At 69.5% G+C, this 12,307-nt stretch carries 15 protein-coding genes; 6 read left to right on the top strand and 9 right to left on the bottom strand.

Features of this window, described 5'->3' with window-relative positions:
• Positions 1–7 precede the first annotated feature (7 nt).
• Entirely contained in the window at positions 8–532 is a 525-nt protein-coding gene (locus ACZ54P_RS15860) for a hypothetical protein (RefSeq protein WP_465462254.1), read from the top strand.
• 125 nt (positions 533–657) lie between these two features.
• On the opposite strand, the gene ACZ54P_RS15855 is transcribed toward ACZ54P_RS15860, so the two are convergent.
• The gene (locus ACZ54P_RS15855; protein ID WP_465462253.1) at positions 658–1,497 is read right to left on the bottom strand and encodes an oxidoreductase; all 840 of its coding nucleotides are present in this window, start codon (positions 1,495–1,497) and stop codon (positions 658–660) included.
• A 122-nt stretch (positions 1,498–1,619) separates the two neighbouring features.
• On the opposite strand from ACZ54P_RS15855, the gene ACZ54P_RS15850 reads away from it, so the two are divergent.
• Together ACZ54P_RS15850 and ACZ54P_RS15845 are read left to right on the top strand one after the other, a co-directional pair.
• Entirely contained in the window at positions 1,620–2,522 is a 903-nt protein-coding gene (locus ACZ54P_RS15850; RefSeq protein WP_465462252.1) for a LysR family transcriptional regulator, read from the top strand.
• A gap of 70 nt (positions 2,523–2,592) precedes the next feature.
• Positions 2,593–3,666 carry a GDSL-type esterase/lipase family protein gene (locus ACZ54P_RS15845; protein WP_465462251.1) on the top strand — a complete coding sequence of 358 codons (1,074 nt, stop codon included), beginning with the start codon at positions 2,593–2,595 and terminating at the stop codon, positions 3,664–3,666.
• Here the strand turns inward: ACZ54P_RS15845 and ACZ54P_RS15840 are convergent.
• Genes ACZ54P_RS15840 through ACZ54P_RS15825 form a run of 4 tightly spaced genes read right to left on the bottom strand, consistent with a single transcriptional unit; the run spans position 3,663 to position 5,823 of the window.
• Positions 3,663–3,962 carry a hypothetical protein gene (locus ACZ54P_RS15840; protein WP_005150941.1) on the bottom strand — a complete coding sequence of 100 codons (300 nt, stop codon included), beginning with the start codon at positions 3,960–3,962 and terminating at the stop codon, positions 3,663–3,665. The genes ACZ54P_RS15845 and ACZ54P_RS15840 overlap by 4 nt on opposite strands.
• Positions 3,949–4,176 (bottom strand): hypothetical protein, encoded by a 228-nt coding sequence (locus ACZ54P_RS15835; RefSeq protein ID WP_061986494.1) that lies wholly within the window; start codon positions 4,174–4,176, stop codon positions 3,949–3,951. Before ACZ54P_RS15835 ends, ACZ54P_RS15840 begins: the two co-directional genes overlap by 14 nt.
• Before the next feature lie 55 nt (positions 4,177–4,231).
• On the bottom strand, positions 4,232–4,684 hold the full coding sequence (locus ACZ54P_RS15830; protein ID WP_061986496.1) for an Lrp/AsnC family transcriptional regulator: 453 nt from the start codon (positions 4,682–4,684) through the stop codon (positions 4,232–4,234).
• The gene (locus tag ACZ54P_RS15825; protein ID WP_465462250.1) at positions 4,681–5,823 is read right to left on the bottom strand and encodes a M24 family metallopeptidase; all 1,143 of its coding nucleotides are present in this window, start codon (positions 5,821–5,823) and stop codon (positions 4,681–4,683) included. Before ACZ54P_RS15825 ends, ACZ54P_RS15830 begins: the two co-directional genes overlap by 4 nt.
• A 94-nt stretch (positions 5,824–5,917) precedes the next feature.
• Here ACZ54P_RS15825 and ACZ54P_RS15820 point away from each other — a divergent pair, with 94 nt between their 5' ends.
• The 3 genes from ACZ54P_RS15820 (at position 5,918) to ACZ54P_RS15810 (ending at position 8,440) form a co-directional block, all read left to right on the top strand.
• On the top strand, positions 5,918–6,454 hold the full coding sequence (locus ACZ54P_RS15820) for an NADPH-dependent FMN reductase (RefSeq protein WP_465462249.1): 537 nt from the start codon (positions 5,918–5,920) through the stop codon (positions 6,452–6,454).
• Positions 6,455–6,530: 76 nt separating this feature from the next.
• Positions 6,531–7,475 (top strand): 5'-3' exonuclease, encoded by a 945-nt coding sequence (locus ACZ54P_RS15815; RefSeq protein ID WP_465462248.1) that lies wholly within the window; start codon positions 6,531–6,533, stop codon positions 7,473–7,475.
• Positions 7,472–8,440 carry a pirin family protein gene (locus ACZ54P_RS15810; protein ID WP_465462247.1) on the top strand — a complete coding sequence of 323 codons (969 nt, stop codon included), beginning with the start codon at positions 7,472–7,474 and terminating at the stop codon, positions 8,438–8,440. The genes ACZ54P_RS15815 and ACZ54P_RS15810 overlap by 4 nt, the downstream gene beginning before the upstream one ends.
• On the opposite strand, the gene ACZ54P_RS15805 is transcribed toward ACZ54P_RS15810, so the two are convergent.
• The 4 genes from ACZ54P_RS15805 to ACZ54P_RS15790 are packed head-to-tail and all read right to left on the bottom strand — an operon-like array spanning position 8,437 to position 12,174.
• Positions 8,437–9,657 (bottom strand): GNAT family N-acetyltransferase, encoded by a 1,221-nt coding sequence (locus ACZ54P_RS15805; protein ID WP_465462246.1) that lies wholly within the window; start codon positions 9,655–9,657, stop codon positions 8,437–8,439. The two genes, ACZ54P_RS15810 and ACZ54P_RS15805, sit on opposite strands and share 4 nt — an antisense overlap.
• A gap of 44 nt (positions 9,658–9,701) precedes the next feature.
• On the bottom strand, positions 9,702–10,112 hold the full coding sequence (locus tag ACZ54P_RS15800) for a DUF4333 domain-containing protein (protein WP_465462245.1): 411 nt from the start codon (positions 10,110–10,112) through the stop codon (positions 9,702–9,704).
• A gap of 35 nt (positions 10,113–10,147) precedes the next feature.
• Positions 10,148–11,347, bottom strand: a complete 1,200-nt coding sequence (locus ACZ54P_RS15795; protein WP_465462244.1) for a GNAT family N-acetyltransferase — start codon at positions 11,345–11,347, stop codon at positions 10,148–10,150.
• A gap of 41 nt (positions 11,348–11,388) precedes the next feature.
• Positions 11,389–12,174 (bottom strand): DUF4333 domain-containing protein, encoded by a 786-nt coding sequence (locus ACZ54P_RS15790; RefSeq protein ID WP_465462243.1) that lies wholly within the window; start codon positions 12,172–12,174, stop codon positions 11,389–11,391.
• Positions 12,175–12,307: the final 133 nt, after the last annotated feature.

Genomic DNA, 12,307 nt, shown 5'->3' with positions numbered 1-12,307 from the left:
CGGCGGCGTGAGACCTCTGACTTCGCGCGTCCGGGTGGGCGTGTTCCTGATCGGCCTCGGCACGGCAGTGTCGGCGTGCCGAGGCGCCCTTCCGGTACCGAGCTCCGACGAACCGTCCGCGACATCCACGTCGTACACCGCTCCCCCGGTCGAGACCAAAACCCTGACCGTGACGCCTCCCGCGCCGACCTCGTCGTCCGCGCCGGGCCTCGAACCCGCGGCGATCGACCGGGTGTTCCAGGTCTACATGAACGGTCTGGCCAACCACGACATGACCGCGTTGCGGAGCGGCACCTGCCCGCGTCTGCGCGAAGGGCTGCTGGGCTTCGAACTGAACGGGCACTATGTCGAGCGCTGGGAGATGCTGCCGTACTCCGTCCCGCCAGGAATGGAGTTCGTGACCGTGCAGGCCAAGGTCACCCAGCGGAACGCGCGGACCGGCAGGCTGGCGGGTGACATCGTCTACTCCTGGTACGTCGAGCGGAGCGAGGACACGAACTACTACGTTTGCGGGTGGCTCGACGGCAGATGAATCCCGGAAGTGGCAGGCGAAGGCGGTCGCGCGGGACGAACGGACGGATTTCGCCGCGTCCCTGCGAACGCTGACGCCCGCGCAGTGGTTGCTCGACACAGCGATCCAGCGCTGGGTGGACTCGCTCAGAACGCCGTAGACCGGCTCACGTCCTCCCAAGCCGCCAACTCCGCCGCCTTCGCTTCATGTGTGGCCCGCAGCCCGTCGACAGCGTCGTCGCCGAGCGCGAGCCGCAGCGGCGAGTTGTCGCTTTCGAGCACCTTCACGATCGCGGCGGCGGCCTTCGCAGGGTCGCCGGGCTGTGAGCCGTCCATCCCCTCGACGAAATCCCGGATCGCGCCGGTCGATTCGCGGTAGGCCTCGATCACCCGCGACCGCTGCAGCCGGGCGCCGCCGAACTCGGTGCGGAATGCGCCGGGTTCCACGATCAGCACCTTGACGCCGAATGGTGCGACCTCGGCGGCCAAGGATTCCGACATCGCCTCCAGCGCGAACTTCGCCGAGCAATAGGCACCGAACCCGGGCGGGCTCTGCTGCCCGCCCATCGAACTCATCTGCACGATGGCACCGCTGCCCTGCGCACGCAGGTGTGGAAGCACGGCTTTCGTGACCTCGACGGCGCCGAAGAACATCACGTCCATCAGCGAGCGCAGCTCGGCCATCGTCAGTTCTTCGACCGCCCCGACCGATCCGTGCCCGGCGTTGTTCACCACGACGTCGATCCGGCCGAACGCGGCCAGGGTGGCGCTCACCGCCGCCTCGATCTGCGCGGAGTCGGTGACGTCGAGCGCGGCCGTGCGCACCCGGCCCTGTCCGAGTTCTTCCAGTTCGGCCAGGGTTTCCGGGCGGCGCGCGGTGGCCATCACGCGGTCACCCGCGTCGAGGGCGGCCAGGACGAGGTGCCTGCCGAACCCGGCCGAGCAACCGGTGATCAGCCAGACGCGGCCCGCGGTTTCCTGTGTCATTCGGGTCTTCCTTCGTCTTCGTCCATGCCCCTGAGGCTCAGGGGTGCTTCCGTCCTCCATGGTGCGAAGATCGCGTTCGGCCCGCCAACACCGGCTTCCTGGTGCGGCTACAGTCTGAGCCTGTGACCCCTGAGTTGCGGCAGTTGCGGTACTTCGTCGCCGTCGCCGAAGAAGCGAGCTTCACCGGCGCGGCACGCCGCCTGCATATCGCCCAGCAGTCGCTTTCCCAGCAGATCAGCGTCCTGGAGCGGCTTCTCGGCGCGACCCTCCTGCAGCGCGACAGCCGCGGCACCCGGCTCACCGAAGTCGGCTCACTGTTCCTTCCCGAGGCGCGTGCGGTATTGGCGCGCAACGACGAGGCGCTGTCGGTGCTGGATCGCGCGGTGCGCGGCGAAATCGGCACGCTCCACCTCGGTTTCCTGACCACCACGGCGAACTACCTCCTCCCGCCGGTGGTACGCGCGGTCCGCGACCGGCTCCCTGACCTGACCCTCACCACGGACGACACCCAGATCGCGGCGCTCGTCGACGGGTTGACCCGGGGCCGCTACGACCTGATCTTCACCCGGCCACCGTTGATCGACGGCTTCGAGACCCGCACGTTGATCATCGAGGAGGTCTGCGCCGTGCTGCCCGAGGGGCATCGGCTGGCGGGCTCCCGCGAAGTGAAGCTCGCGGATCTGGCGGACGAGCCGTGGGTGCTCACACCCCGCGGTTCGTGGGAGCCGTGGCATCGCCGCTACGACAGCGAATTCGCGGCGGCCGGGTTCACCCCGCGCGTGGTACAGCGGGCGGCGACCGTCCAGGGGCTGCTCGGCCTGGTCGCCGCGGGCGTCGGCGTGACCAGGTTGGCTCGGTCGTCGCACAGCCTGCGCCGGAGCGGCGTGGTGTTCGTGCCGCTGACGGGCGACACCGCCCGCACGGTGGTGGCCTGGACCCCGGACAACGACAAACCCGCCTTGCCCGGCGTGCTCGACATCGTGTCGGACCTGGCGGCGCGAACGGATCTGACGGAGGCCGGCTGACCCGGCATTGTGATCGTCACACCCGGCTTGCTCACCCGTTCGGACCGGGTGTCCGTAGACTTCGGTGACGATGCGACGTTTCCGGTGGTGGTGGGGTGCTCTCGCGCTCACGTTCGTGGTGGTCCTCGTTGGTTTCTTTGCCTTCTTCGGGTCGGAAAGCCGCCCGGGGCAACCGTCCCCTCGCCAAGGGCCGCCGGGCACGGGGCCGTTGACGGTCGTCTCCATCGGCGACAGCACCGTTTCCGGGGAGGGTGCGGGCGACTACACGCCCACGACCAACGGACAGGGCGGCAACTGGTGCCACCGCTCCCCCAACGCCTTCGTCGAGCAGATCAAGATCCCCGACGTCACCGCGCGCGTGAACCTCGGCTGTTCCGGAGCGCCTTCCGAGCAGGTCGCCCTCGGCGAGGCCAAGCAGTGGACCGAACCGTCGCAGGCCCAGCAGCTCGCGAACCTGATCAAGGACCATCGGGTCGCCGCGGTGGTGATCGCGATCGGCGCGAACGACGAGCCGAAGTTCTCCGCTCAGGTCAACGAATGCTTCAAGGCGTGGTTCTCCCCGCAGAATCCGCCGTGCAGTGCGGCACTCCGCACCACCTGGAAGTCCAAAGTGGACGCCATGGTGCCGAAGGTGACCAATGCCGTCGCCGACGTCAAGAAGGTGCTGGCACAGGCCGGCTACATCCCGGCGGACTACCAGCTCGTGCTGATGTCCTACGCATCACCGGTCGGCCCGCAGATCCCGGAAGCGCTCCGCAGCCTCAACGGCTGCCCGTTCCGCACCGAGGATCTGGACTGGATGCGCCGCGACGGTGTCTCCGTCCTGGCAGACGGGCTCAAGCAGGCATCGCGGGCGACCAGCGCGCGGTTCCTCGACCTTTCGCGGGCGGGCGCGGGCCGTGAGGCGTGCAGCAGCGACCCGGCGAACGAATGGTTCAGCAGGCTGACGCTGCAACTGCGCGACCTCGGCCAAGTGGACCGTGCGAGCCACGCGCTGCAGGAGTCGTTCCACCCCAACGCGAACGGGCACGCTCAGATCGCGAACTGCCTCAACGAGTTCCTCGCCGCACGCGGCGGCAACGCGTCCTGTCTCTCCGGGCCCGACGGCAAACTGCACGCCGCGCCCGAAGTGATCGCCCGCTAGAGGTCGAGTGCGGCGCGCAACGCGATGTCGATGCGCTCCTGGACCTCTTGGTCGATCTCCGCGATCTTCTCGTCGAACCACGGCCGGTACAGGCGCGTGAGGTTCAACGTGGAAACCCAATACCGCGCGTCGACGGCGACACCGAGGATGTCCTGTGGATCACGGTCCAGCAGTTCGGTGCCGAGCAGCCACGGCCGCTCGGATTCGTTCACCCCGTCCGAGGACAGCAGCACGACGGTGCGCTGCCGTGCCGGTTCGGTCGGGGGGTGGTACGTCCAGACTTCACCCCTGTGCACGCAGATCCTTCTCCGCGGCGGTCAGCTCGGCCTCGTCCGACTCGGCGGACGGTTCGACCGGAGTGCGCTGCGGGGTGTATCCGGTGCGGACGGCTTCCCTTCGAGCCGCCTTGGACAACCACGACGAGACCGAGATCCCGTGTGCCTTGGCGGCCCGCTCGGCGAACTCGAGCGCACCACTGTCGAGTGAGAGTGTGACCTTACGTGTTGCCATACCTTTTATCGTACCAGCGCCGCGCAAGCCCACCCTTTTTCCGAGAAAGGGCCGGTCATAAGGTCGGCGAGCGTCCTTCGAACGGCGTCGAAAGCACCACCGTGGTCCGCGTCGAGACCTTGGCGGCCTCGCGGATGCGGCGGAGCAGATCCTCCAGGCCGAGCGGCGAGGCCACCCGGACCAGGAGGATGTACGACTCGTCGCCGGCGACCGAGTAGCAGGACTCGATCTCCTTGATGTGCTCGAGTCGCTGCGGATAGTCGTCCGGGGCGGCGGGGTCGTTCGGCGTCAACGAGATCAGCGCGGTGAGCGGAAGGCCGATCTGCTCGCCGTCGAGGCGCGCGGTGTATCCGAGGATCACGCCGCGCTGCTCCAGCCGCCGCACCCGCTGGTGCACCGCCGACACCGAAAGACCGACCCGCTCGGCGAGATCGGTGAAACTGCGTCGTCCGTCCGCCGCCAGCTCCTGCACGATGGCCTGGTCCAGCGGCTCCAGAGAACCGGTCATGCGTCGAGCACGATCAGGTCGTGCGGACGCTGGTTGACCGACTCGACGCCGTCCTCGGTGACCACGACGATGTCCTCGATCCGGGCGCCCCAGCGGCCCGGCTGGTAGATGCCGGGCTCGACGCTGAAGGCCATGCCCGGCTCGAGCGGCAGTGTGTTGCCCTTGATGATGTAGGGCTCTTCGTGCACGTCGAGACCGATGCCGTGGCCGGTGCGGTGGATGAAGTACTCGCCGAAGCCCGCGTCGGCGATGATGTCGCGCGCGGCGGCGTCGATCGACTCGGCGGTGACGCCGGGACGGACGGCCTCGACCGCGGCGCGCTGAGCCCGCTGCAGGACCGCGTAGGTCTCGGCGACGTCGGCGTCGCGCGGCTCGCCGACCGCGTAGGTGCGGGTGGAATCGGAGTTGTAGCCCTCGGCGATCGGGCCGCCGATGTCGACCACGACGACGTCGCCGCGCTCGATGACCCGCTCGGAGACGTCATGGTGGGGGCTGGCCCCGTTCGGGCCGGAGCCGACGATCACGAAGTCCGCGTGCGTGTGGCCCTCTTCGACGATCGCGGCGGTGATGTCCGCACCGACCTCGGCCTCGGTGCGGCCCGGCCGCAGCCACTCGTGGACGCGGGCGTGGACCCGGTCGATGGCCGCGCCCGCGTCGCGCAGCGCCTGGATCTCGGTCGCGTCCTTGCGCATCCGCAGTTCGCGCACGATCGGCCCGGCCAGCGTCTGCTCGGCCTCGCCGAGCGCGCCGCGGAACGCGAGCACGTGCAGGGCCGGGGTGAAGTCGCTGACCGCGACCTGGCCCGGCTTGCCGAGCCGGTCGGCGACCAGTTCGTAGGCGTTGTCCCCGTCGACCCAGGTGACGACCTCGATGCCCAGTTCGTCGGCGGGGACGTCGGCGTAGCCGGGCGCTTCGAGCTTCGGCAGCACCAGCGCCGGGACGCCGTCGGCCGGGATCACCAGCGTGGTCAGCCGCTCGAACGAGCCACCCGCCTGCCCGATGAGGTAGCGCAGGTCCGAGCCGGGCGCGATCAGCAGGGCGTCGGTGCCGGCCGCGGCCGCGGCGGCGCGGGCCCGGTCGAGGCGGGCGCGAAGGCCGGCGGTGTCGGGGGCTGGGTTGTGAAGGGAACGGCGCGACATGGTGGCGAGCCTAGTCGGTCCCGGCCTCTTGGCTCACCAGCCGGTCGCGCTCGAGGTTGACCTCAACCTAACTTCAGGTTTTACGGTCGGTCGCATGACAACGAACACGCCTTACCAGCTCGCCGTCGTGATCAGCAGCGTCCGCGAGGGCCGCTTCGGCCCCGTAGTCGCGAACTGGTTCCTCGACCGCGCGAAACAGCGCGAAGACGTCAACCTGTCCGTCATCGATTTGGCCGAAACCCCTGAAGGACTCTCCCCCGGCGTCGCCGCCGCGGACGCCGTCGTGCTGATCGTCCCCGAGTACAACCACAGCTACCCTGGCCCGCTCAAGACCGCCCTCGACGCCACCGGCCCCGAATGGCACGGGAAGCCGGTCGCCTTCGTGTCCTACGGCGGGATCTCCGGCGGTCTGCGCGCGGTCGAGCACCTGCGCCCGGTCCTCGCCGAACTGCACGCCGCCACGATCCGCGAGACCGTGAGCTTTCCCTACGCCTGGAACTGCTTCGGGCCCGACGGCGAACCCCACGCCGCCGAAGACGTCGACCTCGCGGCGGCCACGCTGCTGAACCAGCTGGGCTGGTGGGCCAACGCCCTGCGTGACGCGCGCCGGGTGCGGCCCTACGCCGCCTGACCGGCTTCCGTGAAGGACTCGGCTGGGGGTCGGGTCCTTCACGGACTTTCGGACCGGGACGTGGCAGGCTGTCCGGGTGACCGGACCCCTCGCCCTCCTCGATTCCGCGAGCCTCTACTTCCGCTCGTTCTACGCCCTGCCCGAGTCGATGACCGCCCCGGACGGGACGCCGGTCAACGCCGTGCGCGGGTTCACCGACACCGTCGCCAGGATCCTCACCGACCGGCGCCCCGCCCGGCTCGTGGCCTGCCTGGACGCGGACTGGCGGCCGAAGTTCCGCACCGACCTGCTGCCCAGCTACAAGGCGCACCGGGTGGCCGAAGAGGTTCCGGAGGGCGGCGACGTCGAAGAGGTGCCGGACACCCTCACCCCGCAGGTGCCGATCATCCTGGAACTCCTCGAGGCCTTCGGGCTCGCGACCGCCGAGGCGGCCGGATATGAGGCGGACGACGTCATCGGCGCGCTCGCGACCCACGAGAAGAAGTCGCCGGTCGAGGTCATCACCGGGGATCGCGACCTGTTCCAGCTGGTGCGCCACGAGCCGACGCCCACGGTGGTCATCTACGTCGGCAAGGGCTGGAACAAGGCCGAGATCCTCGGCCCGGCCGAGATCGCCGAGAAGTACGGCGTCCCGGTGGAGCACGCCGGCGCCGCGTACGCGGACATGGCCGCGCTCCGGGGAGATCCCTCCGACGGGCTACCCGGGGTGGCCGGGATCGGGGAGAAGACCGCGGCGAAACTGATCACGCAGTTCGGCTCACTGCAGGCGCTGCTGGACGCGTCGACCGCCGGTGACTCCCGGGTGCCGCTCAAGACGCGGTTGCGGCTGACCGACGCCGCCGACTATCTCGCGGTCGCACCGACCGTGGTCCGGGTCGCGGCGGACGCACCGATCGAGCAGTCCCGGCCGGATCTGGTGCCGTCCGAGCCCGCCGATCCGGACAAGGTCGCGGAACTGGCGGAACGCTGGAATCTCGGCCGTTCGGTGGAGCGTCTGCTGGCCGCGCTCCCCAAGTCGTGAGCAACACCGAGACCGACCCGGCCGAACTGCTGTGCCGGGACCGACCCGGCGACGGCGTCACCGTGCTGACCCCGCGTGAGGTCCCGCTCGGCGGGCCGCGCGCGATCCGCGTCCGCCGGACGCTTCCCCAACGACAGCGGTCCCTGATCGGCGCCTGGTGTTTCGCCGACCACTACGGACCGCAGGACGTGTCGGAGTCCGGCGGTATGGACGTCGCACCGCATCCGCACACCGGATTGCAGACCGCGAGCTGGCTGTTCAGCGGTGAGATCGAGCACCGGGACAGCATCGGCACCCGTGCCGTGGTCCGGCCCGGCGAGCTCAACCTGATGACCGGCGGACACGGCATCGCGCACTCGGAAGTGTCCACTCCGGACACTTCGACCCTGCACGGTGTCCAGTTGTGGATCGCGCTGCCGGACGAGCATCGCGACACCGCACGGGATTTCCGGCACTACGCCCCGCCGGTGCTCCGGTTGCCCGGCGCCACCGCACGAGTGTTCCTCGGCAGCCTCGCCGGAACCACTTCACCGGTCCCGGCGTTCACTCCCCTGCTGGGCGCCGAACTGACGGTGGAGCCCGGGGCGACCTTGCCCCTCGGCGTCGACCCGGCTTACGAACACGGTGTCCTGCAGGACATCGGCTCCGTCACCGTCGCCGGGACGGCGCTGGACACCGGAGAACTCGCCTACCTCGCGCCCGGAGCCGAACGGCTGACGCTGGCCAACCCGGGCACCGAGCCGGCCAGGGTGCTGCTCCTCGGCGGGACCCCGTTCACCGAGGAACTGGTGATGTGGTGGAACTTCGTGGGCCGGAGCCACGAGGAGATCGCCGAATACCGCGAGGCTTGGCAGGCCCAGTCGGACCGCTTCGGCCGGGTGGATGGTTACCAGGGCACGACAGCGTGGCTGCCCGCACCCACGCTGCCGCAGGTGCGGATCAAGCCCCGGCGCAACCCGGCCTAGAAGTGCGTACCGCACCACGGCGCCCGCGTGGTGTGGAACAGCGCCTCGGCACGCGCGACCGCCGCCTCGTCGAGCACCTCGACGCGGCCGGCGAGCACCTGGTCACTGAAGAAGCCATGGCCCAGGTACAGCGACGCCAAGGTGTCGACGTCCAGCCGCAGGTCCGGCTCGGCGGTGGTGCGGTGCACGCCGCTCCGGCCGACGACGTAGCGGCCGTTGTTGTCCGGAAGCTGCCTGTCGACCACCTCCAGCACCACGGGTTCGGCCGGGCCGTACGTGCGCGCCTCGAGCGCGGCGAGCACGTCGATGAGCCGCACCCACAGGTCGTCGATCACCTCGGTGGTGGTCACCGCCCGCGGATCGGTGAGCAATTCGGCGATCGGCTCGTCCATCGGGCGCCCACGGCCTTCGACCGCCGACACCAGGTCGACCGACAGCAGGAAACGCCACAGTCCCGCCCACGCCCGCGGTGTGGCGGCGTGGAGTTCACGGATCTGCAGCAGCGCTCCACGGTCCGGTACCTGACGGTCACGTACGTCGACGCTTTGGTAGACCACGAAACCATCATCGCCATCGGGTCCACTGTGGATCGCGACGCGACAGCCTTCGTCCCCGGTGACGGCCCGGTCGAAGAAGCCTGGCCACCACAGGTCCGGTCGGGCGACGAAGCCCGGCCGATCGCCCGCGAATCGCCGGTACAGCGCCGGAACGCGTTCGACCGCCTCGGCCGGGGTGACGAACCTGACCACGCCGTCGCGCCCCACGCCGTCACGAAGCCGGGCTCGGAGGCGTTCGACGACGACGCCTTTCCCATAGGTGGCCGCGCCGTAACCGAAGCGGCCGTAGATCACGCCTTCCGACGCGTGCAACGCCGCCAGCGGGACACCGCGCGCGGCGATGTCCTCCAGCTGTGCGGCCATCATCGAGGTGAGGACGCCGCGGCGGGTCCAGTCCGCGCGGACGCCGACGCCGTCGACGGCCGCGGTGGCGAGCTTCCGTCCACCTGGGACGGTCAGTTCGGTGTCGAAGGAACTGGCGATCCCCACCAGGGTTTCGCGGTCGTCGAAAGCGGCGAACTTCCCAGCCGCGGGCCAGGTCGCGGCCATCTTGGCCCAGACTTCGTCCGAGATCGGCTTGCCGTGCAAGGCCTGTACGAGCAGTTCGAGACAGGCCCGCTGTTCACCTTCGGCCACGGCACGTACGTGGAATTCGCTCATGCCAAGAGATCCTGCCGTCCCGTCATGGCCAACCCAACCGGTTTTCAGCTGGGAGCGCCGACTTCGTAGCGGCCGTCGTCGCCGGTGACGGTGATCGAGACGGTCTTGCCCTTCCCGCCGACCTGGACCGTGCAGTTGAACGAGCTGCCGTCCTTGACGGTCTGGTTGGGCGGGCAGAGCACTTCGCCGACGTCGCGCACTTGGTAGGTCTCGGTGAGGATCTTCCGCACGTCCGCCTGCATGGTCCTCGGATCGAAGACCCGGCTCGCGGTGCGGGAGGCGGGCGAACCACCCGACGTGCCGCCGGTGGACTGTGCGCCCGACGAGAAACTCGTCGTCGGCGGGACCGTGACGGTCTTCGTCGCCGGCGCGGGTGCCGGGGTGTCCGAACACGCCGCCAGTACCGCGAAAGCGGCACCGCACAGAACGACCGTCGCGACGGCTCGCCCGCTCAAGCTTCTCCACCCCCACCGAACGTGATCTTCCAACGTCAGAAGAAGGTACCGCACCAGGGGTTCACTCGCGTACTGAACAGCAGGTCCGCCCGTTCCAGTGCGGCCTCGCCGGTGGCGCGGACGCGTCCGGCGATCGCGAGGTCCGACGCCCGCCAGCCGCCCAGGTACAGCATCGACAGGGTGTCGGCGTGCAGTTCGAGATCGGCCGGATCGGTGGTGCGGGCAGCGCCGTCCTCGGAAAGGCGGTAGCGGCCGGAATTGCGTTCCAGGAAGGGATCGGTGACTTCGATGACGAGCGGTCCGCCAAGGTAGGTGCGGGCGTCGAGCATCGAGGCGACGTCGACGAGGCGGAGCCAGCCCTCGTCCTGGATCTTCTGCACGGCCGCGTGCCGCGGGTCGGTGAACAGCAGCTCGACCGGTTCGTCGAGCGGCCGTTTTTCGGCGGTGATGCGATCGACCAGGTCCACGGAGAGCAGATGCCGCCACAGACCGGCGAACGCGTCGGGGCTCGCGTAATGGAACGACTGGATCTTCAGCAGCGCCGGGGCCCCGAAGTGGGCCCGTTCGACGTGATAGGTGACGTACCCGTCGACACCGTCCGGACCACGATGCACCGCTGTCGCCGTGGGGGTCGTCGCCCTGCGTAGTTCGCGTTCGTAACCCGGCCACAGATTCGGGGTCCGGGCGATCATGCCGGGCCGCGTCCGCGGGAGCGCGTCGAAGAGCGACGGCCATTGCGCGATGGTGCTTTCCAGGTCCAGCAGGGTGATCTCCCCACCCCCCGGTACCTCGGGGCGGAGCCGGGCACGGTGCCTGTCGACCTCGATCGACTTGCCCCGCGCGGCGACGCCGTACCCGAACCGGCCGTAGATGGCGCCTTCCGACGCGTGCAGCATCGCCGCGGGGTAGCCACGGGCGGCGAAATCCTCGAACTGGGTGCGCATCAACGCCGTCAACACACCGCGGCGGGTGCGGTCGGCGCGGACGCCGACGAGGCTGACCGCGGCGAGCGGCACCGTGCCGCCACCGGGCAGCGTCACTTCCGAATCGAAGGACCGGACGGTGCCGATCAGTTCCGGGTCGAACGCGCCGAAACCACGGTCCGGCTGCAATGACGTGGCGGACGCCGACCATTCCTCGTCGGTCATCTCCTTGACGTGCAGGGCACGCCTGAACAGGTCGGTCGCGGCCCGTTCCTCGTCGGACCGCAACCGCCGCACTGAGAAGTCGCTCATGGGACGATCATGCAGGATCGACCGCCCCGGGCGCCCGCCGCTTACCTGGTGACGGCGGGTGGCGAGACCTCGTAGTTGCCGGTGTCACCCTTCACGGTGATCGGCACGTCCTGCGGCTTGCCGTCGATCGTGGCGGTGCAGGCGAACTTCTCGCCGTCCTTGACCTCCTTGCCCGAGGGGCAGGAGACCGCGCTGACGTTCGGGATCTTGTAGGTCTCGGTGAGCAGCTTCTGCACGTCGGTCTGCATCTGCGTGTTGTTGAAGACCTGGGTGTTGAACCAGCCAGGCGTGACGAAGCCGAGGACTCCGACCGCGGCGATGATCACCACGAGCGCGCCGATCCCGATGAACAGGCCCTTCTTGGACTTCGGCTTGTCCTGCGTCTCGCCTTGGGTGCCCTGGAACTGGCCCTGGCCGTACTCGTACTGGCCCTGCTGCTGCGGCTGCCCGTACTGCGGCTGCTGCTGCGGGCCGCTCTGCGGGTAGCCAGGCTGCTGCTGGGGTCCGCTCTGCGGGTATCCCGGCTGCTGGCCGTACTGTGGCTGCTGGCCCCATTGCGGCTGCTGTTGCTGCGTCTGGGAGGGGTCGTGACCCGTCTGCTGCTGGGACGGGTCGTAAGGCGCGGGCTGCTGGCCCCACTGGGGCTGTTGCTGCTGCGTCTGCGACGGGTCGTACTGCGGCTGCTGACCCCACTGTGGTTGCTGCTGCGGGGGTTGCTGCTGCGGGCCGCTCGGCGGTTGAGTGCCGCCCGGCTGTTGCCCGTAGCCCGGCTGCTGCCCCCATTGGGGCTGCTGCTGCGGGTCGTTGCCGCCATACGGCGTGCTCATCGTTTCGCCTCCGCCTGTTCCGCATTGTCCACGACCGAGATACAAGGCCGTCGTGGGCGATCCAACCACAGGTCGGCGCCCCTGCCCACTGTTCCGGGGTGGTGTCGGGACAACTCGACGCGAGGAGTACCCA

It is taken from the genome of Amycolatopsis sp. NPDC034160, from assembly GCF_055575355.1.
Note: the sequence above shows the minus strand (reverse complement) of the source record. Positions and strands in the feature narration are given on the sequence as shown.